Here is a 19723-nt window from a genome sequence, read left to right on the forward strand (position 1 = left end):
CGCGCGGGCCGTGGAAGGATCTTCGGGCGGTCGCCGTAATGCGACCGACCTGCGTGTGGGACGGCGTCGGAGAGATCCCGCAGCGCACGGTTGCCCCGGCGGCGGGGGACCGGGGCAACCCGGGTCGCCGGGTGATCCCCGTACGGCCGCCGCGATCCCGGCGCATATGCTCGCCCGTATGACCGAAGCCGCACCGCTGGACCCCGAAGACCGCAAGATCGTCACGCTCGCGCGTTCGGCGCGGGCCCGTAACGGCGTACCCGAGGGCGCGGCCGTGCGCGACGAGACCGGCCGCACCTATGTCGCCGGCACCGTCGCCCTGGAGTCGTTGCAGCTCAGCGCGTTGCAGACGGCCGTGGCGATGGCCGTCGCCAGCGGCGCGACGTCCCTGGAGGCCGCCGCCGTGGTCACCGAGGCCGAGCAGGCCGCCGACGCGGACCGCGCCGCCGTGCGCGACCTCGGCGGCCCCCGGACGCCCGTCCTGGTCGCCGGCCCCGACGGCACCGTCCGCGTCACCGTCCCGGCGGGCGACGCATAGGACGGAGCGCGGAGCGGAGCGTGGGGCGGGGCGCGGGGCAGGCTCCCGGTGGCGCCCGCCCCGGCGGGTCGCGGTCGTGACCGACCGGGGGCCGGTGCGCCGGGTGGTCGGAGCGGCGTCCGGGATCGGGGAGAATGGGCGCCATGAGCGTTCGTACTGACTCCTCCGCCCCGCACCGCGCCGGCTTCGCCTGCTTCGTCGGCCGCCCCAACGCGGGCAAGTCCACCCTCACGAACGCTCTCGTCGGCACGAAGGTGGCCATCACCTCCAACCGCCCGCAGACCACCCGGCACACGGTGCGCGGCATCGTGCACCGCCCCGAGGCCCAGTTGGTCCTCGTCGACACCCCCGGTCTGCACAAGCCGCGCACCCTGCTCGGCGAGCGGCTGAACGACGTCGTGCGGACCACCTGGTCCGAGGTGGACGTGATCGGCTTCTGTCTGCCCGCCGACCAGAAGATCGGCCCCGGTGACCGCTACATCGCCGGTGAGCTGGCCGACATCAAGAAGACCCCCAAGGTCGCCATCGTCACCAAGACCGACCTGGTCGACTCCAAGACGCTGGCCGCCCAGCTGATCGCCATCGACCAGCTCGGCAAGGAGCTGGGCATCGAATGGGCGGAGATCATCCCGGTCTCCGCCGTGGACGCGGAAGGGGCGGGGCGAAGCGCCTCGACCAAGGGCGGTGGCGGGCGAGGGGCCGGCCAGGTCTCGCTGCTGGCCGACCTCCTGGTCCCGCTCCTCCCGGAGGGCCCGGCTCTCTACCCGGAGGGCGACCTCACCGACGAGCCCGAGCAGGTCATGGTCGCCGAGCTGATCCGCGAGGCCGCGCTGGAGGGCGTCCGCGACGAGCTGCCGCACTCGATCGCGGTGGTCGTCGAGGAGATGCTGCCGCGTGCGGACCGTCCCGCGGACAAGCCGCTCCTCGACATCCACGCCAACGTCTACATCGAGCGCCCCAGCCAGAAGGGCATCATCATCGGCCCCAAGGGCAAGCGCCTGAAGGAGGTCGGCACCAAGTCCCGCAAGCACATCGAGGCGCTGCTGGGGACGCCGGTCTTCCTCGACCTGCACGTCAAGGTCGCCAAGGACTGGCAGCGCGACCCCAAGCAGCTCCGCAAGCTGGGCTTCTGACCCGATCACCCCTGACGGCGGCCGGGCCGGCGTCCCCGGCCCTACGCCACGCCCCGGATCCTGCGCACCAACAACGCCCCCACCAGCCCGATCGCGGCCGCGACCCCGTACAGCACCCGATAGCCACCCAGGTGGTGCACGATCGGCGCGGCCAGCGCCGGGGCGGCCACCTGCGGCAGCGAGTTGGCGATGTTGATGACGCCCAGGTCCTTGCCGCGGTGCGCGGCGGCCGGCAGCACGTCCGTCATCAGCGCGAGGTCGACGGAGGTGAAGACCCCGAAGCCGACGCCGAGCAGCGCCGCCGCGCAGAGCGCGCCCACCCATGTCTGCCACACGGCCAGCAGCCCGGTCGCCACCGTCATGATCACCCCGGCCACCAGCACGAACGGCTTCCGCCGACCGGCGCGGTCCGACCAGATGCCGCCCACCACGACCGTGCCCAACAGGGTCACGCCGTTCACCGCCGTCAGCACCAGCACCCCGCCGTCCGGATCCGGCCGCCGCAGCACGTCCCGCAGGTAGTACAGGAGGTACAGCAGCGCGATCGCGTTGCCGAGGTTGATCAGGAACCGGGTCAGCCAGGCCCAGCCCAGGTCGGGATGGCGCCGCGGGCTGATCCAGAACCCGCCCAGCACGGCCCGCCAGGACAGCTCCGGTCGCCGCTCGGCCGGCAGCACCAGGTCCCGGTGCAGCAGCACGTAGGGGAGCGTGCCCAGCACCGTGAACGCCGCGCAGGCGGCGTACCCGGCGGCCACCCCGCCCGCGACGGTCGCCAGCCCGGTCCCCGCCACCACGCCCAGGATCTGCGCCGCCCCCAGCCAGCCCCCCACCGCGCCCCGCTGCCGGTGCGGCACCCGGTCGGGCAGCGCCGCGGTCAGGGCCGCGAACGCCGCATTGAGGGTGAGCTGCACCAGACACCACCCCGCCGCCATCACCGGCACCGTCCGGGCCCCCGCCAGCAGCACCAGCGCCCCGGCCCCGCCCGCGACTCCCGTGACGATCCACGGAGTTCGCCGCCCGAACCGCGACGTCGTACGGTCCGACAGGGCCCCGAACAGCGGATTGGCGAGCATCGAGACGGTGGCTCCCAGCCCCGTCACCCACGCCAGCACCGACTCCTTGGACACCCCCGCCGGCGCCAGCTCCGCGGCCTGAAGCGCCAGCAGGATCTGGATCGGCCCGTACCACCCCACCCAGACGGCGCCGTTCGCCAGCGACAGCGAGGCGGTCCAGGCCCGCCCGACCGGCGCGGACGGCTCGGCGAGCGCCGCCGCGGCCGCCGAGCGGCTCACCCGCCCGCCTGCTCCCGCAGGACGTCCCGGAACCAGCGGTACGAGGCCTTCGGCGTGCGCGCCAGCGTCGCGTAGTCCACGTGCACCAGCCCGAACCGTCGGGCGTACCCCTCGGCCCACTCGAAGTTGTCCAGCAACGACCAGACGAAGTAGCCCCGGACGTCCACCCCGGCGTCCACGGCCGCGTGCAGCGCCCGCAGGTGCCCGTCCAGGAAGGCGATCCGCTCCCGGTCGTCCAGCCCCTCGTAGCTACAGCCGTTCTCCGTGATGACGACGGGCGGGAGCCGGTCGCCGTAGCGGTCCCGGAACCCGGTGAGCAGCTCCGTCAGCGCCGCGGGGACCACCGGCCAGCCGAAGTCCGTCACCGGGTAGCCCTCGATCTCCCTTACCGAGAAGGGGAGTTCGGCTGGCAGCGTCAGTCCCGAGAACTCGATCTCGGTGCCCTCGGGCGCGCCCACCTTCGTCGGCTGGTAGTAGTTGATGCCGTACCAGTCGACGGGTTCGGCGATCACCTTCAGGTCGCCGTCGACGTCGCCCGGCAGCATCTCGGCGATGCCCTCGGGGTACCGGCCCAGCAGCAGCGGGTCGGCGAAGAGGCGGTTGAGGAGGACGTCGTAGAAGTCGGCGGCCGCGATGTCCTCGGGTCGGTCCGAGGCCGGCCAGGTGGGGCCGTGCGAGTTGGCGATCCCGATGTTCCCGGCCCCGGCCGCGCGCAGGGCCCGGACCGCCAGGCCGTGTGCCAGGAGCTGGTGGTGGGCCACCGGCAGTGCGTCGAACAGGAGCTGTTTGCCGGGTGCGTGCGCGCCCAGGGCGTGGCCCAACAGGGTGTGCTCCGCGGGCTCGTTGAGGGTGATCCAGGTGTCCACCCGGTCGCCGAGACGGTCGACGACCGCCGCCGCGTGGTCGGCGAACCGGGCCGCGGTGTCCCGCTCCAGCCAGTCGAGGCCCAGCGGCAGGTCCCAGTGGAAGAGGGTCGGTACGGGGCGGACGCCCGCCGCGCACAGCTCGTCCACCAGCCGGTCGTAGAAGTCGAGGCCGCCCTCGTGGGTCACCCGGGGCCAGGCGACCGAGAAGCGGTAGGCGCCCACGCCCAGGTCGCGCAGGAGCGCCACGTCCTCGCGGTAGCGGTGGTAGTGGTCGCAGGCCACGTTCGCCGTCGAGCCGTCCTTGATCCGCCCGGGCTCGGCGGTGAAGGCGTCCCATACCGACGGGTCCCGCTCGTCCACGGCCCCCTCGATCTGGTGGGCCGAGGTGGACACGCCCCACAGGAAGCCGGGCGGGAACGGGGGGAGGGGGGTCGTCGCCATGAGCCGGATCTTTGTAACCGGCGGTAACCCTGTCAAGGGGTGCGGCGCACGGCGCTCGGTCCGGGGCCCGTAGGGGGCGGCCGAACAGATCCCGTAGGGGGTGCGAGCGCCCCCTACGGGGCCACAACGGGGCGGCGCGGGAGGGTATTCCGGGCTCGGGCGCAGAGTGCTCGGGTACAGGGGCAGACGACATCCGCCCAACGCCCCAACGCCCCCTGCGCCTCCTGTGCCCCCTACACCCCCAACGCCCCCTACGCCCCTTCCTTCATCACCCTGGTGATCAACGTCCGTTGCTCGGCTGTGAGGCGCGGGTCCGAGCAGTACACGGTGTGGCCGTCGACGGTGATCTGGTAGCTGAAGCCGTCGGGGACTCCCACGGGGGGTTCGGTGTGGCCGGTGGCGATGGCCCGCTCGGCGAGGGTGTGCCAGTCGGCGGCGTCCGGGCGGTCCGCGGTGTCGATCTCGGCGCGGCGGTCGATGGCAGCGAAGCCGCCGGTGCGGTGGATGTGAATGCGCATGACGGGCTCCTCCGACGTCGTCGGATGTCCGGTGACGTCCTCCGTTGTCCTGCGACGGTCTCCTACCCCGTGTGACCACGGTAATCGCGGGCGGGGTGGGCGCGCCTGCCGACCGCCCCCACCCCGCAGCGGACCGCGGGCCCTACTCTCCGCCGATGCCGACCTGGTTCCAGGCCTTCACCACGGCCTGGTGCGCGTCGCCGGAGCCGAAGCGGGCCTGGGCGGCGGCGATGGTGAGCGAGGCGAAGTCGGCGAACCGGGCGTTCTTGTGGAGCTCGCCGCCGGTCAGCACGTCGTACCAGACCTGGCCCGCGCGCTCCCAGGCCTTGCCGCCGAGGGCGCTGGCGACCAGGTAGAAGGCGTGGTTGGGGATGCCGGAGTTGATGTGCACGCCGCCGTTGTCGTCGGTGGTGCGGACGTAGCCCTTCATCGCGGCGGGCTGCGGGTCCTTGCCGAGGACGTCGTCGTCGTACGCCGTTCCGGGGGCCTTCATGGAGCGCAGGGCGGTGCCGGTGACGTTCGGGCCGAGCAGGTCGGCGCCGATCAGCCAGTCGGCCTGGTCGGCGGTCTGGCCGAGGGCGTACTGCTTGATCAGGGAGCCGAAGACATCGGAGATCGACTCGTTGAGGGCGCCCGCCTGGTCCTGGTAGTCGAGGTTGGCGGTGTACTGGGTGACGCCGTGGGTGAGCTCGTGGCCGATGACGTCGACGGGGATGGTGAAGTCCCGGAAGAGGTCGTTGTCGCCGTCGCCGAACACCATCCGCTCGCCGTCCCAGAACGCGTTGTCGTAGTTCCGGCCGTAGTGGACGGTGGCGTTCAGTGGCAGGCCGGCGCCGTCGATGGACTTGCGGCCGTAGACCTTGAGGTAGAGCTCGAAGGTGGCGCCGAGACCGGCGTGCGCGCGGTTGACGGACGCGTCCTTGGACGGGCCGTCGGACTCGGCGTGCACCTTCGTGCCGGGCAGGTTCTCCTGGTGGCCGGCGTCGTAGACGGTGCGGTTCGGCTTGTCGGCGGCCGCGTCGGGCTCGCCGGGCGTCCGGTCCTCCGCGGCGATCTCGCGGCGCCGGGTGCGCCGGGCGTGGTCGTGCTCCAGGGTGCGGCGGGCGGGCTCGTGCCGCGCCGGGTCATCCGACTGGGCGAGGTTGTCGAGGATGTGCGGCGGGATGATCGTGCAGAAGACGGGGGTCGTGGGGACGGTGGCCTTCGCGGTCGCGTCGTTGAGGTCCATGGACAAACGGTGGCACCGTGTAGTGCGGCTGTCACCGCCCGCGGTGGAGATTCCCGAATATGTGTGGTCCGTCGCATTTGGGCCGTAACGCCGGCCCCGGTCCCGCATACTGATACGCACCCGCCGCTCAGGGCGGACCTCGGCTAGGGTGCTGTGCATCATGCGTTTCGGGCTGCTCCTCCTTAGCTGCCGCGGCGAGGGCCTGTAGTCGTAGGCCGACCCCCTCCCCGCGGAGTTCGGTGTTGCGATCTTTCGCCCCGTCGGCCGTGCCCCCCGCGGACATACGAGGAGCCCCACGCATCATGACGAACCCGTCGAGCCCCGCAGGCAACGCCGTCGGTCGCCGCACCCCGATCACCAACGCGACGCAGACGCAGCGGCCCTCCGGCATGCCGATCCACAAGTACGGCCGCTACGAGGCCGTCGACATCCCCGATCGCACCTGGCCGGACAACCGGATCACGGTCGCGCCCCGCTGGCTGTCCACCGACCTGCGCGACGGCAACCAGGCGCTGATCGACCCGATGTCGCCGGCCCGCAAGCGCGAGATGTTCGACCTGCTGGTGCGCATGGGCTACAAGGAGATCGAGGTCGGCTTCCCGTCGTCCGGGGAGACCGACTTCGCCTTCGTCCGCTCCATCATCGAAGAGGGCGCGATCCCGGAGGACGTCACGATCTCCGTGCTGACGCAGGCCCGCGAGGAGCTCATCGAGCGCACCGTCGAATCGCTGCGCGGCGCCCACCGCGCCACCGTCCACCTGTACAACGCCACCGCCCCGGTCTTCCGCCGCGTGGTCTTCCGCGGCTCGAAGGAGCAGGTCAAGCAGATCGCGGTGGACGGCACCCGGCTGGTCATGGAGTACGCCGACAAGATCCTGGGCGACGACACGGTCTTCGGCTACCAGTACAGCCCCGAGATCTTCACCGACACCGAGCTGGACTTCGCGCTGGAGGTCTGCGAGGGCGTGATGGACGTCTGGCAGCCCGAGGAGGGCCGCGAGATCATCCTCAACCTGCCCGCCACGGTGGAGCGTTCGACGCCGTCCACGCACGCCGACCGCTTCGAGTGGATGTCGCGCAACCTGTCCCGCCGCGAGCACATCTGCCTGTCCGTGCACCCGCACAACGACCGCGGCACCGCCGTCGCCGCCGCCGAGCTGGCCGTCATGGCCGGCGCGGACCGCATCGAGGGCTGCCTGTTCGGACAGGGCGAGCGCACCGGCAACGTCGACCTGGTGACGCTGGGCATGAACCTGTTCTCCCAGGGCGTCGACCCGCAGATCGACTTCTCGCAGATCGACGAGATCCGTCGCACCAGCGAGTACTGCAACCAGATGGAGATCCACCCGCGCCACCCCTACGCGGGCGACCTGGTCTACACCGCCTTCTCCGGCTCCCACCAGGACGCCATCAAGAAGGGCTTCGACGCCATGGAGGCCGACGCGGCCGCCCAGGGCAGGACCGTCGACGAGATCGAGTGGGCGGTGCCGTACCTGCCCATCGACCCCAAGGACGTCGGCCGCTCCTACGAGGCGGTCATCCGCGTCAACTCGCAGTCCGGCAAGGGCGGTATCGCCTACGTCCTGAAGAACGACCACAAGCTGGACCTGCCGCGCCGGATGCAGATCGAGTTCTCCCGGATCATCCAGGAGAAGACCGACGCCGAGGGCGGCGAGGTCACCCCGGCCGCCATCTGGTCGGTGTTCCAGGACGAGTACCTGCCCAACCCCGAGAACCCGTGGGGCCGCATCCAGCTCAAGACCGGCCAGACCACGACGGACCGCGACGGCGTCGACGCGCTCACCGTCGAGGCGGTCGTCGACGGCCGGGACACCGTCCTGACGGGCTCCGGCAACGGTCCGATCTCCGCGTTCTTCGACGCCCTCCAGGGCATCGGCATCGACGTACGGCTGCTGGACTACCAGGAGCACACCATGAGCGAGGGCGCCTCCGCGCAGGCCGCCTCGTATATCGAGTGCGCGATCGACGGCAGGGTGCTGTGGGGCATCGGCATCGACGCCAACACCACCCGCGCCTCCCTCAAGGCGGTCGTCTCCGCGGTCAACCGCGCCGGCCGCTGACCCGTTAGCCGTCCGTTCACCACGCCCCCGCGGCTCGCACCGAGCCGCGGGGGCGCCGGTCGTGCACCTCCGCCACCTGAACGGGGGGTTTGAAGATCCCTGCTCGTTACGCTGAGTAATTCACTTGGTACGTCTAGTGACAGCGTCCGTCGGACAGGCCGCGGCGCGGACACAAGGACGTGCAGATGAGCAGATGTCGTATGCCCGCCCTGGCCCGGCTGGCCCTGGCCGGGCTCGCCTCCCTCGCCGCGGTGGGCGCCTCCCTCGCCCCGCCGTCGTCGCCGGCCGCTGCCGCGGACCGCCCGGAGTACGTCGCGCTCGGCGACTCCTACAGCGCCGGGGTGTTCGTCCGACTCTGGGAAGAGAAGGACGGCTGCGGCCGCTCCGGGCGCAACTACCCCCACCAGGTCGCCGCGCGGCTCGGGTACGCGCTGAAGGACCGCACCTGCGGCGCCGCCGAGGTCGTCGACGGCGTCCTTGCGCCCCAGCCGGCGTCGAAGGTCTACGGGCCGCCCACCACCCCGCCCCCGGGCGGCTGGCGAAGCCTCCCCGCGCAGGTCGACGCGCTGTCCGACCACACGCGCGTGGTGACCGTCAGCATCGGCGGCAACTCCCTCGGCTTCGGCCCGATCATGACCAAGTGCCTCACGCTGGGGGCCACGACCCCGTGGTCCGCGCCCTGCCGCCGCTACTTCGGCCAGGGCGAAGGGAAGGCGTGGCTCGACGGCCGCTTCGCCGCCCTCGGCCGCGACTTCGGCCGCATGATGGGCGAGATCCACGACCGTGCGCGGCACGCCAGGGTCGCCGTCGTCGGCTATCCGGCCATCGCCGCGGACGGCTCCGGCTGCGGTTATCTGCACTGGGACCAGCTCGGCAGCGTCAAGAAGGGCGACATCCCCTGGCTCGACGAGCTGGAACAGAGGCTGAACCGCCTGCTCGAAGAGCAGGCGGTCAGGCACCGCGCGACCTACGTCGACACCTACGGCCCCAGCGTGCGGCACGGGGTGTGCGAGAGCGGCGAGGCGAAGTGGATGTACGGAATCCGCGACGACCTGACCGGTGACGGCGACCAGACCGACCAGCCGCCGTCGCAGGAGTGCCTAAAGATCCCCGGCAGCGGTCAGTCCTGCACCTTCGTCCACCCCAACGCCCGAGGTCTGGACAATCAGGCGCACCAGGTGATCCGGGCGCTGACCTCGGGACGCTGAGCAGCACGGCCCTCCGCGCACCGTCAAGGGAATCCGCCCTTCTCCCCCCGGAAGGGCGGAGCCCTTCGCCTTCCGGCCAGTTGTCCGATACGAGATGCTGACGCCGCATCAATGATGTGGCTAACATCACGTCCCAAACGGCGATGGAGCCGCAGCGTTACGGAGGGCTGACGCAATGCACAAGATGTGTGTGATGGGCGTGCGCACGTCCTGGCGTACCGTCGCCGACGGCGAGTTCTTCTGCCCGGACTGCGGCGGCGACCGCAACTACCTCCGCCGCAGCGGCCAGCGACGACTCACCGTCCTCGGCGTCCCGCTCCTCTCCCGCGGTGTCACCGGCCCCGTCGTGCAGTGCTCCGCCTGCCACGGCCACTTCGGCCTGGACACCCTCGACCACCCCACCACCGTCCGCTTCTCGGCGATGCTCCGGGACGCCGTCCACACCATCACCCTCGCGCTGCTGGCCGCGGGCGGCACCTCCTCCCGGGCCGTCCGCGACACCGCCGTCCACACGGTCCGCGCGGCCGGCTTCGCGGACTGCTCCGAGGACCAGCTGCTCACCCTCCTCGCCGCCCTCGCCGCCGACACCGGCCTCTCCCCGGGACCCTCGACGGGCTCCGGCCCCGGGGGGCCCGCCATCCCCGGCGCCTACGACGCGGTCGCCGGCGACTACGACCTCGTCACCGGCGGCCACCCCGGCCTCGACCCCTGCGGCACCGCGCTGGCCATAGAGCTCCACGAATGCCTGGATCCGCTCGCCCCGCACCTCGCCCCCGCGGGCCGGGAGTCCCTGCTCCTCCAGGGCGCCCGCATCGCCCTCGCCGACGGCTCCTACACCCCCGCCGAACGCGAGGTGCTCACCACGGTCGGCAGCGCCCTGATGCTTCGCCCGGCCGACACCGCCCGCCTGCTGGCGGCGGCCCGTACGCCGTCCTGAGCGCGGCCGGCCACGAGCCCGGACAACGCGGCGGGACCCCGGCGCCGCGGCGGCGTCGGGGTCCCGGTCGGGCGTGTCCGTTCGGATCAGGCGTTCGTCAGCCGGATCGGGAGGCTGCGCAGCCCGCCCGTGATGAAACCGAGTGAGGGCTCCAACTCATCGGCAGGGACCGCCAGTTGGAGATCGGGGAACCGCTTGAAGAGGGCCGGAAGGGCGATCCGCGTCTCCATCCGGGCCAGCGGGGCGCCCAGGCAGTGGTGGACACCGTGGCCGAAGCTGAGGTGCTCCACGTCGGGACGCCGGATGTTGAACTCGTCGGCGGTGGGGCCGTGCTGTTCGGGGTCGCGGCCGGACGCCGCGAACGACGGCAGGATCGCGTCACCCTTGCGGATGGTGGGCCCGTCCGGGACCTCGATGTCCTCGACGGCGAAGCGGAGCGGAAGGTTGGCGACGCTGGGGGACCAGCGGAGGGTCTCCTCGATGACGTCGTTCCACGAGGCCTGGCCGGAGAGCACCTGCTTCTTCTGTTCCGGGTGCGTGAGCAGGTTGTGCACCGCGTTGCCGATGAGGTTGACGGTGGTCTCGTGCCCGGCGACCAGGACGAGCAGCAGCGTGTCGATCAGCTCCTGCTCGCTCATCTTGTGACCCTCTTCGTCCCGCGAGGAGACCAGCAGGCTGGTCAGGTCGTCCCCGGGCTGCCGGCGCTTGAGCGCGACCAGACCGCGCAGCAGCTCCTGCACGGCCACGAACGTCGCCCCGGCCTCGACCGGGTCGACGCTGGTCATGATGCTCTCGGCGAGCCGGGCCAGCTCGGTGCGGGTGTCGTCGCTCGGGATGCCGAACAGCTCGCAGATGACCTGCATCGGCAGCGGGTGCGCCAGACCGGAGCGCAGGTCGGTGACCGCGCCGGCCGGGGCCGCCGCGAGCTCGTCGAGCAGGGCCGTGGTGATGCGCTCGACGGACGGCTGCATGGCCTCGGTGCGGCGGGCGGTGAAGGCCGGCGCGATGAGCTTGCGCAGCCGCCGGTGGTCCTCGCCGTACGCGGTGAACATGTTGGTGACGCCGACCCAGGTCGCCAGCCAGCTGTTGTGGTACTCACCGCGCTGCCAGGCGGGCCAGTGCTTCCGCGGGTCCTTGGAGACCCGCGGGTCGGTCAGCAGCTTCTTGATGAGGGAGTGGCTGGTGATCGACCAGGCCTCGGGGCCCTCGGGGATCTGGACGCGGGTGGCAGGCCCTAGCGCACGGAGGCGTTCTGCCTCGCCGTGGACGTCGGATCCGGACGGGTCGAGGGCGATGAGCTGTTGTCCCATGGGGTGGCTCCTGCCTGATCGGGGGTGATGGGGGTGAAGCGGGCCGGAAGCGCGGTGAGAGCCCGTTGGAACGCGCCGGGCCGCCACTTCAACTGATCGGTGGGGATGGCGAGTTCGATGTCGGAGAGCCAGGCGGTGAGACGTTCGATCGCGGTGGTGGCGATCACCAGCGCATGCCGCGGCACCGGGCAGGCGTGCGGGCCGGACGCCCAGGTCAGATGGGCGCCGCTGCCCGAGCCGCTGTCCAGCGTGACCTCACCGAACTGGGTGTTGGCCGCCGCGTAGGAGACCAGCACCAGCTGCCCCTTGCGTACCCAGGTGCCGTGGAAGAACACATCGCGGCGGGCGTAGTGCGCGGAGTACTGGCCCATCGGCGGGTCGTTCCACAGCACTTCGTTGATGGCGTCCTGGACGGTCAGCGCACCGCCGGACAGGGTGCTGTAGTAGCGGTCGTCGGAGAGCATCCGGGACAGCGCGTTGGCGGTGAGGTTGGCCAGCGGCTCGTTGCCCGCGGCCATCGTCACCACGATCTGCGCCACGACCTCCTCGTCGGACAGGCCGTTGGGGTGGTCCAGGAACCAGGACGTCAGGTCCGCCCCGCGCTCCGCCTTCTTCCGGCCGACCAGCTCCATGATGTACGCCGAGAACGCCGCGTCGGCGCTCGCCGCCTCCTCCGGCGTGGCACAGTCCATCAGCCCGCTGATGGCCGCGACCAGTTGGTCACCGTACTCGTCGGGCATGCCGAAGAGGTTGTTGAACATCAGCAGGGGCAGCTGCTGGGCGTAGGCGGGGACGAGGTCGACCTCGCCGGACGCGCCGAACCTCTGGATGAGGGTGTCCGCGGCGCGCCGCACCCGGGTCCGCAGCTCGTGCGGGTCGACCAGCCGGAAGCTGTCGGTGATCACCTGGCGGTAGCGCCGGTGCACCTCGCCGTCGTTGAACAGGCAGTTGGGCCGCCAGCCCAGCATCGGCATGACCGCCGTGTCCGCCGGTACCGTCTGCATCCAGGCCCGGGAGTCCTTGGACCAGGTGGCCTCGTCGTTCAGCAGCTCCAGCGCCGCCCGGTAGTCGGTTACCAGCATCGCGGTCACGCCGGCGGCGATCTCCACCGGCGCCAGCGCGCCGTACTGCCGCAGGTAGGCGTAGTAGCGGTGCGGGTCGGCGGCGAACTCCGGTTCGTACAGCTTGACCAACGAGTGGCGGTCGACCCGGTCCAACGGGTGGCTGCCGGGCGCCGGGGCGTCCTGCGCGGGAGCCTGGGCCGGACCGGCGGCCGTACCGCCCTGGGCATGGGCGGGGCAGCCGGGTGGCGGGGTGGCGCCCGGCTCGTACGGGGAAGTCACGAGGTCTGGTTCTCCTGGGGCGTATGGGCGAGCACGTGCCCGACGAGCGCGATCAGTGCATCGACGGACTGGTCGCGGTCGCGCGCGTCGCACATCACCAGCGGCGTCTCGGGGTGTAGGTCGAGGGCTTCGCGGAGCTTCTCCGCGTCGTAGTGCGGCGCGTCGGGGAAGGTGTTGACCGCGACCGCGTAGCGCAGCCCGGCCTCCTCGATGATGTCCATCACCTCGAAGGAGTCCGCGAGGCGGCGGGTGTCGGCGAGTACCAGCGCGCCCAGCGCGCCGCGTGCGATGTCCTGCCACAGCGGACGGAATCGTTTCTGTCCGGGCGTGCCGAACAGGTACAGCACCAGGTCCCCGGGCAGCGTGAGCCGCCCGAAGTCGATGGCGACGGTGGTCGTGGTCTTGTCCCGCACACCTGCGAGATCGTCCACGAACGCACCGGACTGCGTCATCACCTCCTCGGTGTGCAGCGGCGGGGTCTCCGACAGCGCGCGGATGAGCGTGGTCTTCCCGACCCCGAACGGCCCCGCGACCAGGAGCTTGACCAGCGTCTGGTCGGCTCCGGAGAGGTACATGCCGTCGGTGCCCAGGCCGTTGTCAGGACTTGAGAGAGCGGAGTCCATCGAGAACCCTCTCCAGGATCTGCCGGTCGAATTGCTCGGCTTCGGGGATGGGGACACGGGCGTGCAGGCGGCCGGCGTCGACAAGGTCGGCCACCAGCACCTTCACCACGCTGACGGGCAGGTGGAGATGGGCTGCGACCTCGGCCAGAGACAAGGCTCCGGGCTGGAGCAGCTCCAGGATCCGGTGCTCTTCCGGTCGAACCTCACTGGTGATCGGCATACCCGCGCTGTGCAGCAGCGTGAGCCGGTCCAACGTGTTGCGGCTGGGTTGAGCGCGTCCGCCGGTCGCCAGATAGGCCGGTACGAGGCGCCTGGTGCTCTGGCGCGGGGTCATGCCGGGCTGCCGAGGTCCCGCGCCGGGCTGCTCATGACCTTGCTGCCCAGCGTCGTCACCTGGATCTGCATCTGGTGTGCGACGACTCCCATGTTGACCTCCGGTCCGGCGAAGACGGCCAGGCAGGTGTTCTCGCCCGCGGGGATGGCGAAGACCCAGCCCTGTTCGGATTCGATGACGGTCTGCCGCAGCCTGGCGTCGTCCCGCTCGGCGAACGCCGCGGTCACCGCGCGTCCGGCGCCCTGGAGCGCGGACATCATGGCGGCGACACCCTCGGCGGCGTCACGGTTCAGGCCGGGGGACGATCCCTCGATGAAACCGTCGCCGGATATCACGGCTGCGTGGATAACATGCGGCAGCTCCAAGAGGGGGGCCAGCACCCAGGACTTGTCCTCGGTGACGCGGCGGCGAGTGGGGCTGTTCATGGCTGGGCGTTCCCTTCGGGGCTGCGAGGGGGCTCTGACTGGGCTGCGGCACGGCCGGACTCGGTGCCCTGCTGGAGTGCGGCCCAACGAGAGGCGGCCTCCTCCGGGGAACGTTCGCGGACGGGCTCGGTGCGCGGCAGGCTCTGCTCCTGCTCGGCCATCGGTGCCCGGCGGCGCCTGCGCGGCAGTTCGCCCTCGGCGGGGGCCGCCGCGGCGTCGGGCTGCGCGGTCACGCCGCCCTGCGCCGGAGCGGCCGGTGCGGGGGCGTGGTGTGCGGGGGCGTGGGGGGTGGGAGCAGCGGCTCCGGTCGGGAGCACGGCGGGCCCGGAAGCGCCGGAACGATTCGGCAGCGGAGCCATCACGGACATGGGTTGGGTGCTCTCGTCGAGGAGGGTGAGGAGGGGGTCACCCGGGATGTAGACCACGGCCCGCACACCGCCGTACGGCGACGACTCGACGTGCACACCGAAGCCGTACTGGCGCACCAACTGGCCGGCCGCCGCGAAGCCGGACCGCGGCGGGTCACCGAGCTGGGTCAGCAGCAGGTCGGTGTCGCTCGCCAGGAGCTCCATCGCGGCCTTGACCTCGTCGTCGTGCATACCGACGCCGTAGTCGTCGACGATGATCGAGGCGCCGCGGTTGCCCTGCTGGAGCGTCACGGTGACGGGCAGTTCACGGTGCGAGTGGTGCAGCGCGTTGGCGAGCAGCTCGGTGACGGTGATCGCGATCGGCTCGACCGCCCGCGCCACCACCGCGACCGGGTCGCGCAGCTGGTTGCTGACCTGTACGCGCTCGTAGCCGCGCAGCCGCGAGGCGGCGCCGACCACCAGCTCGGCGAGGTAGGAGTCCTCCCGGGTCAGCCCCGGCCATGCCCCGCACACCACACCGGTGGCCTGGATGCGCCGCAGCGCCTGCTCGTTGAGGAAGTCGGCGTTCAGCAGGTCCTGGGCGACGTTCGGGTCGTCGTAGCGGTGCTGCATGTCCTGCAACGCCGTCTGGAGGCGGTAGAGCAGCGCCTGGATGGTGGTGGTCGCGCCGCGCAGCGTGGACTGCGCCGCCGCGTCGACCCGGGCCCGCTCCTTGGTGATGGCCTCGCCGACCTGCTCCAGTACGGCGTTGAGTGCCTGGTCGGTCTCCGACCCGGCGAACCGGCTGTCCAGCAGCCCCCGCACGGGAACGTGCGGATGGGCCAGTGCCGTCGTCAGGTCGGGCAGCCGGGTCCCGGCCAGATGCCGGATCTCGGCCTCGGTGGCGCGCAGCCGGGCCGAGAGCTCCGTATTGCTGTGGAGCGTGGCGCTGTTCTGTTCCTCAGCGGCGGTGAGACGCGCTCTCAGGGCTTTGCGCTGTCCACTCGCCCGGATCGAGAGCGCCGCCAGGACCACGGCGGCGGCCGTACCTGCGCTGAGGCACCACAACAGCGCCTCCGGTATGGATGTCATCGAGATCCTCAATTGGGGGTACTGACGGGGGGCGGCCGGCCATCACGGCTCCGTGTGCCGATCGTCACCGGATGCTACCGGGGAGTTGACGTGCCGTGAGGGCCAGATCCCAAGGGGTGACTGAGAAGTACGGAAGGTCACCATCCGCCCACGATAACGGGACATTAACGTGATGCGGCCCCGTCATCCAGGGCAGATGGCGGGGCCTGTGCGCTCTTCCTGTGAGCACGTGGTGAAGGCCGGTCAGGCGGTCTCGAACCGCGCGTTCTTGACGGCATTGATGAAAGCGGACCAGGCGGGCGCCCGGAACGTGACCGCCGGACCGTGCGGATTCTTGCTGTCACGGACGGGGACGAGTCCGATGACGCCGTCGGCGACCTCGATGCAGTTGCCGTTGTTGTCGTCGCTGTAGCTGCTCTTGCGCCACTGGGCAGTGCTCAGGTCGAACTCGCGCATCGCCTGTAGTCCTCCGCCGCCGATTCGATCAGGGCTAGGGACGCTTCCGACGACAGCGCGGCGGCCCTGAACAGATCGTAGGCTTCCTGTGCGCGCTTCACTACGGCCGGATCGTCCAGCAAATTCCCCGAATACACGCCTTCTGTATAGGCGGTCGGCGGGGCGTCCTCAAACTCCATGAGTCGCAGCGACTTGCCCATGACTGGATACGCTCCCACAGCGAATGGAAGGACTTGTAGCAGGATCTTCCGTTCACGCGTGAGTCGCACGGTGTGCTCCAGCTGCTCGGCCATGACGGTCGGCCCGCCTACTGGCACCCGCAGTACGGCCTCGTGCAGCACTGCCCAATACATGGGCCGAGTAGCGTCCTTGAGGATGACGGCTCGATCCAGTCGGGACTGGACTCCTGCTTCGATCAGCTCCTTTCTGGCGAACGGATCGCCTGCGTACTTGAGCGCTCGCGTGTATGCCGCCGTCTGCAACAGCCCAGGCACGATCATTGGCTCGAATTCGCAGATCTTCGTTGCCAGCCGCTCCAGTTCCGCCGCAGCCGCGAAGTAATCCGCATACCGCTTGTCGTCGATCAGCTTGCGCCAGGCCCGCTCGAAAAGCCGTCGGTTTGTAGCACCTCGTCGATCCGGATCGCCACATCCAGCTGTGGCTTGCGGATCGCCTGCTCGAACTGGCCGATGTAGCCGCCGGAGACGAACACCCGCCGCCCCAGTTCGCCCTGCGTCAGGCCGGCGAGCTCCCGGCGGTACTTGAGCTCCGCGCCCCAGTGTTCCCATGCGGGAGGCCCTCGCGCGGGCCGGGGTCGTCCTGCCGGAGCGCTCACGGGGGGAGCGGCCTTAGGTGCTGTCCGATGGGTCGCATGACCTGCCGGGCAGTCCTCGACTGTCGTGGAACTAGGACGGTAGATGTCCGCCATCGCGCCTAACCTCGGGCCGAACACGGCGGGACAAGCAGGAGAAAAGAGGCGGCCATGGCAGCAATCGTTCTGGTTCCCGGGTTCTGGCTCGGCGCATGGGCCTGGCAAGACGTGACGCCACGGCTGCGGGCGGCGGGACACCATGTCCACCCGCTCACTCTGACCGGGCTTGCCGACCGGGCATCCGAAGCCACGCCGGATGTGGACGTGTACACGCATATCGATGACATCGTCCGCGTCATCGAGGAGCACGACCTACGGGATGTGGTGCTGGTCGGGCACAGCGGGGGGAGCGTTCCGGTCACCGGTGCGGCTGACCGGATCCCGGAACGGATCGCGCGGGTCGTCTACGTGGACGCGGGACCGTTGCCCGACGGCATGGCGGTGATCGACTTCAACAAGCCGCAGACGCAGGCGGAGTGGCGCATGCAGGTCGCGGAGGAGGGGGAGGGCTGGCGGCTCCCGGTGCCGCCGTTCGATCCGGAAGCGGAGCCGGCCAGCCTGGCCGGTCTGACCGGCGAACATCTCGCACGGATACGCACGTTGGCTACGCCGCAGCCCTTTGCGACCGCCACCCGACCCCTGGCCCGCCCCACGGCGCCGTCGGACTCGCCCTGCTCGGTGATCGCTTCAACCTTCACGCCGGAACAGGTGCATGCCCTGGCCGACAGCGGCAATCCGATCTTCGGGCCGATGGCCCGGATGGACCTGCGTCACCTTCCCACCGGGCACTGGCCGATGTTCTCGCGGGCGACGGAGCTGGCAGCGCTGCTGGACGAGATCGCACGCTGACCAGGGATCCACTTGCCGGAGACCCGCACGTCCGACCCACCCGCCCTTCAGGCAGTGGGGGAGCAACGGCGACAAACCCCCATGGCGCCGCAGCCGGCAACGTGGGAGCCCCCGCCATACGGAACAATGGCGCCATGAGTCTGTTCCGCGACGACGGCATCGTGCTGCGCACCCAGAAGCTGGGTGAGGCGGACCGGATCATCACGCTGCTCACCCGGGGGCACGGCCGGGTGCGGGCGGTGGCCCGGGGGGTGCGCCGGACGAAGTCCAAGTTCGGGGCGCGGCTGGAGCCGTTCTCGCACGTCGACGTGCAGTTCTACGCGCGGGGGAGCGAACTGGTCGGGCGCGGGCTGCCGCTGTGCACGCAGAGCGAGACGATCGCCGCTTACGGTAGCGGGATCGTCACCGACTACGCCCGCTACACGGCCGGCACGGCCATGCTGGAGACCGCCGAGCGGTTCACCGACCACGAGGGCGAGCCCGCGGTGCAGCAGTACCTGCTGCTGGTGGGCGGACTGCGGACGCTCGCCCGCGGCGAGCACGCACCCCACCTCGTACTGGACGCCTTCCTGCTGCGCTCGCTGGCCGTCAACGGCTATGCGCCCAGCTTCGACAGCTGTGCGCGGTGCGGGCTGCCCGGCCCCAACCGGTTCTTCTCGGTCGCGTCGGGCGGGGTGATATGCGGCGACTGCCGGGTGCCCGGAAGCGTCGTACCCTCCTCAGAGGCCATCGGGCTCCTCAGCGCGCTGCTGACCGGCGACTGGGAGACCGCGGACGCCTGCGAGGCCCGTCACGCCCGGGAGGGCAGCGGGCTGGTCACGGCGTACCTGCACTGGCACCTGGAGCGGGGCCTGCGTTCCCTCCGGTACGTAGAGCAATAGCAAGCTGACACACATAGGAGAAGTGGGCCGCATGGCACGTCGCGGGATTCTGGGCCGCAACCGACGCGAGTACGTCACGCCCGAGCCGCACCCTTCCGGTGCGCGGCCGCCGAAGATCCCCGGGGAACTCGTCCCGAACCATGTGGCCGTGGTGATGGACGGGAACGGCCGGTGGGCCAAGGAACGCGGGCTGCCCCGCACCGAGGGCCACAAGGTCGGTGAGGGTGTCGTCCTGGACGTCCTCAAGGGCTGCATCGAGATGGGCGTGAAGAACCTTTCGCTCTACGCCTTCTCGACGGAGAACTGGAAGCGGTCGCCCGAGGAGGTCCGCTTCCTGATGAACTTCAACCGCGATGTGATCCGGCGGCGCCGTGACGAAATGGATGCCCTCGGCATTCGTATCCGCTGGGTCGGGCGGATGCCGAAGCTGTGGAAGTCCGTGGTCCAGGAGCTCCAGATCGCCCAGGAGCAGACCAAGAACAATGACGCGATGACGCTGTATTTCTGCGTGAATTACGGCGGTCGCGCGGAGATCGCGGACGCCGCGGCGGCCATTGCGGCGGACGTACGGGCCGGCAAGCTGGACCCGTCGAAGGTGAACGAGAAGACCATCGCGAAGTACATGTACTACCCGGACATGCCGGACGTGGACCTCTTCGTCCGGCCCTCCGGTGAGCAGCGGACCTCGAACTACCTGATCTGGCAGAGCGCCTACGCCGAGATGGTGTTCCAGGACATCCTCTGGCCGGACTTCGACCGCCGGAACCTGTGGGACGCCTGCCTGGAGTACGCGAAGCGGGACCGCCGGTTCGGCGCCGCGCCGGAGCCGGACGGCCAGTCGGGCGTCTGAGGGCGGTATCTGAGGGCGGCAGGGGCACGACGCGGCCTGAGCACGACAGAGCGGGGCGCCCCCGCGATAGAAGGGCGGCGGGGCCCACAGACGGGGGCGG

At 70.8% G+C, this 19723-nt stretch carries 19 protein-coding genes and 1 pseudogene; 8 read left to right on the forward strand and 12 right to left on the reverse strand.

What is annotated here, in order from left to right:
- The first annotated feature begins 178 nt into the window (after positions 1-178).
- Together AB0C96_RS06805 and AB0C96_RS06810 are read left to right on the forward strand one after the other, a co-directional pair.
- On the forward strand, positions 179-538 hold the full coding sequence (locus AB0C96_RS06805; RefSeq protein WP_362914415.1) for a cytidine deaminase: 360 nt from the start codon (positions 179-181) through the stop codon (positions 536-538).
- Between the two features lie 143 nt (positions 539-681).
- Complete coding sequence (locus AB0C96_RS06810; protein ID WP_362914417.1) at positions 682-1671, forward strand: GTPase Era; 990 nt, start codon at positions 682-684, stop codon at positions 1669-1671.
- Between the two features lie 41 nt (positions 1672-1712).
- On the opposite strand, the gene AB0C96_RS06815 is transcribed toward AB0C96_RS06810, so the two are convergent.
- The 4 genes from AB0C96_RS06815 to AB0C96_RS06830 all read right to left on the reverse strand — a co-directional run bounded on the left by AB0C96_RS06815 (position 1713) and on the right by AB0C96_RS06830 (position 6016).
- Positions 1713-2963, reverse strand: a complete 1251-nt coding sequence (locus AB0C96_RS06815) for an MFS transporter (protein ID WP_362914419.1) — start codon at positions 2961-2963, stop codon at positions 1713-1715.
- Positions 2960-4270, reverse strand: a complete 1311-nt coding sequence (locus AB0C96_RS06820; protein WP_362914421.1) for a GH1 family beta-glucosidase — start codon at positions 4268-4270, stop codon at positions 2960-2962. The genes AB0C96_RS06815 and AB0C96_RS06820 overlap by 4 nt, the downstream gene beginning before the upstream one ends.
- A gap of 251 nt (positions 4271-4521) precedes the next feature.
- Positions 4522-4788, reverse strand: a complete 267-nt coding sequence (locus tag AB0C96_RS06825) for a protealysin inhibitor emfourin (RefSeq protein WP_362914423.1) — start codon at positions 4786-4788, stop codon at positions 4522-4524.
- Between the two features lie 142 nt (positions 4789-4930).
- A complete protein-coding gene (locus AB0C96_RS06830) occupies positions 4931-6016 on the reverse strand; it encodes a M4 family metallopeptidase (RefSeq protein ID WP_362914425.1) in 1086 nt (361 codons plus the stop codon).
- A 302-nt stretch (positions 6017-6318) separates the two neighbouring features.
- On the opposite strand from AB0C96_RS06830, the gene leuA reads away from it, so the two are divergent.
- The 3 genes from leuA to AB0C96_RS06845 all read left to right on the forward strand — a co-directional run bounded on the left by leuA (position 6319) and on the right by AB0C96_RS06845 (position 10242).
- Positions 6319-8097, forward strand: coding sequence for a 2-isopropylmalate synthase (gene leuA / locus AB0C96_RS06835; protein ID WP_362914427.1), 1779 nt, complete (start codon positions 6319-6321; stop codon positions 8095-8097).
- A gap of 185 nt (positions 8098-8282) precedes the next feature.
- Positions 8283-9305: an SGNH/GDSL hydrolase family protein gene (locus AB0C96_RS06840; RefSeq protein ID WP_362914429.1), complete on the forward strand. Its 1023-nt coding sequence runs from the start codon at positions 8283-8285 to the stop codon at positions 9303-9305.
- A 175-nt stretch (positions 9306-9480) separates the two neighbouring features.
- Entirely contained in the window at positions 9481-10242 is a 762-nt protein-coding gene (locus AB0C96_RS06845) for a TerB family tellurite resistance protein (RefSeq protein ID WP_362914431.1), read from the forward strand.
- A gap of 86 nt (positions 10243-10328) precedes the next feature.
- Here AB0C96_RS06845 and AB0C96_RS06850 read toward each other — a convergent pair whose 3' ends face one another.
- From AB0C96_RS06850 to AB0C96_RS06885, 8 genes and pseudogenes are all read right to left on the reverse strand, one after another.
- On the reverse strand, positions 10329-11552 hold the full coding sequence (locus AB0C96_RS06850; protein ID WP_362914433.1) for a cytochrome P450: 1224 nt from the start codon (positions 11550-11552) through the stop codon (positions 10329-10331).
- Entirely contained in the window at positions 11477-12895 is a 1419-nt protein-coding gene (locus tag AB0C96_RS06855; RefSeq protein ID WP_362914435.1) for a cytochrome P450, read from the reverse strand. Before AB0C96_RS06855 ends, AB0C96_RS06850 begins: the two co-directional genes overlap by 76 nt.
- A complete protein-coding gene (locus AB0C96_RS06860) occupies positions 12892-13518 on the reverse strand; it encodes an ATP/GTP-binding protein (protein WP_362914437.1) in 627 nt (208 codons plus the stop codon). The genes AB0C96_RS06855 and AB0C96_RS06860 overlap by 4 nt, the downstream gene beginning before the upstream one ends.
- Positions 13493-13852 carry a DUF742 domain-containing protein gene (locus AB0C96_RS06865; protein WP_362914439.1) on the reverse strand — a complete coding sequence of 120 codons (360 nt, stop codon included), beginning with the start codon at positions 13850-13852 and terminating at the stop codon, positions 13493-13495. The genes AB0C96_RS06860 and AB0C96_RS06865 overlap by 26 nt, the downstream gene beginning before the upstream one ends.
- Positions 13849-14277 (reverse strand): roadblock/LC7 domain-containing protein, encoded by a 429-nt coding sequence (locus tag AB0C96_RS06870; RefSeq protein WP_362914441.1) that lies wholly within the window; start codon positions 14275-14277, stop codon positions 13849-13851. Before AB0C96_RS06870 ends, AB0C96_RS06865 begins: the two co-directional genes overlap by 4 nt.
- On the reverse strand, positions 14274-15716 hold the full coding sequence (locus AB0C96_RS06875; protein ID WP_362914443.1) for an ATP-binding protein: 1443 nt from the start codon (positions 15714-15716) through the stop codon (positions 14274-14276). Before AB0C96_RS06875 ends, AB0C96_RS06870 begins: the two co-directional genes overlap by 4 nt.
- 243 nt (positions 15717-15959) lie before the next feature.
- Positions 15960-16172 carry a DUF397 domain-containing protein gene (locus AB0C96_RS06880; protein ID WP_362914445.1) on the reverse strand — a complete coding sequence of 71 codons (213 nt, stop codon included), beginning with the start codon at positions 16170-16172 and terminating at the stop codon, positions 15960-15962.
- Positions 16154-17007 (reverse strand): annotated as a pseudogene (locus AB0C96_RS06885) (helix-turn-helix transcriptional regulator). Before AB0C96_RS06885 ends, AB0C96_RS06880 begins: the two are co-directional and overlap by 19 nt.
- 147 nt (positions 17008-17154) lie before the next feature.
- On the opposite strand from AB0C96_RS06885, the gene AB0C96_RS06890 reads away from it, so the two are divergent.
- From AB0C96_RS06890 to AB0C96_RS06900, 3 genes are all read left to right on the forward strand, one after another.
- Positions 17155-17892: an alpha/beta hydrolase gene (locus AB0C96_RS06890; protein WP_362914447.1), complete on the forward strand. Its 738-nt coding sequence runs from the start codon at positions 17155-17157 to the stop codon at positions 17890-17892.
- Positions 17893-18026: 134 nt separating this feature from the next.
- Complete coding sequence (recO, locus tag AB0C96_RS06895) at positions 18027-18773, forward strand: DNA repair protein RecO (RefSeq protein WP_362914449.1); 747 nt, start codon at positions 18027-18029, stop codon at positions 18771-18773.
- 31 nt (positions 18774-18804) lie between these two features.
- Positions 18805-19623, forward strand: a complete 819-nt coding sequence (locus AB0C96_RS06900) for an isoprenyl transferase (RefSeq protein WP_362914451.1) — start codon at positions 18805-18807, stop codon at positions 19621-19623.
- The last annotated feature ends 100 nt before the right edge of the window (positions 19624-19723 follow it).

It is taken from the genome of Streptomyces sp. NPDC048506, from assembly GCF_040651315.1.
In the GTDB taxonomy this organism is placed as follows: Bacteria; Actinomycetota; Actinomycetes; order Streptomycetales; family Streptomycetaceae; genus Streptomyces.

What these genes read in the sequence shown, in the direction of transcription:
- AB0C96_RS06840 (WP_362914429.1), top strand. Translation starts at nt 8,283, where the DNA reads ATGAGCAGATGTCGTATGCCCGCCCTGGCCCGGCTGGCCCTGGCCGGG.
- AB0C96_RS06890 (WP_362914447.1), top strand. Translation starts at nt 17,155, where the DNA reads ATGGCAGCAATCGTTCTGGTTCCCGGGTTCTGGCTCGGCGCATGGGCC.
- AB0C96_RS06845 (WP_362914431.1), top strand. Translation starts at nt 9,481, where the DNA reads ATGCACAAGATGTGTGTGATGGGCGTGCGCACGTCCTGGCGTACCGTC.
- AB0C96_RS06810 (WP_362914417.1), top strand. Translation starts at nt 682, where the DNA reads ATGAGCGTTCGTACTGACTCCTCCGCCCCGCACCGCGCCGGCTTCGCC.
- AB0C96_RS06865 (WP_362914439.1), bottom strand. Translation starts at nt 13,852, where the DNA reads ATGACCCCGCGCCAGAGCACCAGGCGCCTCGTACCGGCCTATCTGGCG.
- AB0C96_RS06880 (WP_362914445.1), bottom strand. Translation starts at nt 16,172, where the DNA reads ATGCGCGAGTTCGACCTGAGCACTGCCCAGTGGCGCAAGAGCAGCTAC.
- AB0C96_RS06870 (WP_362914441.1), bottom strand. Translation starts at nt 14,277, where the DNA reads ATGAACAGCCCCACTCGCCGCCGCGTCACCGAGGACAAGTCCTGGGTG.
- recO (WP_362914449.1), top strand. Translation starts at nt 18,027, where the DNA reads ATGAGTCTGTTCCGCGACGACGGCATCGTGCTGCGCACCCAGAAGCTG.
- AB0C96_RS06805 (WP_362914415.1), top strand. Translation starts at nt 179, where the DNA reads ATGACCGAAGCCGCACCGCTGGACCCCGAAGACCGCAAGATCGTCACG.
- AB0C96_RS06860 (WP_362914437.1), bottom strand. Translation starts at nt 13,518, where the DNA reads ATGGACTCCGCTCTCTCAAGTCCTGACAACGGCCTGGGCACCGACGGC.
- AB0C96_RS06900 (WP_362914451.1), top strand. Translation starts at nt 18,805, where the DNA reads ATGGCACGTCGCGGGATTCTGGGCCGCAACCGACGCGAGTACGTCACG.
- leuA (WP_362914427.1), top strand. Translation starts at nt 6,319, where the DNA reads ATGACGAACCCGTCGAGCCCCGCAGGCAACGCCGTCGGTCGCCGCACC.
- AB0C96_RS06875 (WP_362914443.1), bottom strand. Translation starts at nt 15,716, where the DNA reads ATGACATCCATACCGGAGGCGCTGTTGTGGTGCCTCAGCGCAGGTACG.
- AB0C96_RS06850 (WP_362914433.1), bottom strand. Translation starts at nt 11,552, where the DNA reads ATGGGACAACAGCTCATCGCCCTCGACCCGTCCGGATCCGACGTCCAC.
- AB0C96_RS06830 (WP_362914425.1), bottom strand. Translation starts at nt 6,016, where the DNA reads ATGGACCTCAACGACGCGACCGCGAAGGCCACCGTCCCCACGACCCCC.
- AB0C96_RS06820 (WP_362914421.1), bottom strand. Translation starts at nt 4,270, where the DNA reads ATGGCGACGACCCCCCTCCCCCCGTTCCCGCCCGGCTTCCTGTGGGGC.
- AB0C96_RS06825 (WP_362914423.1), bottom strand. Translation starts at nt 4,788, where the DNA reads ATGCGCATTCACATCCACCGCACCGGCGGCTTCGCTGCCATCGACCGC.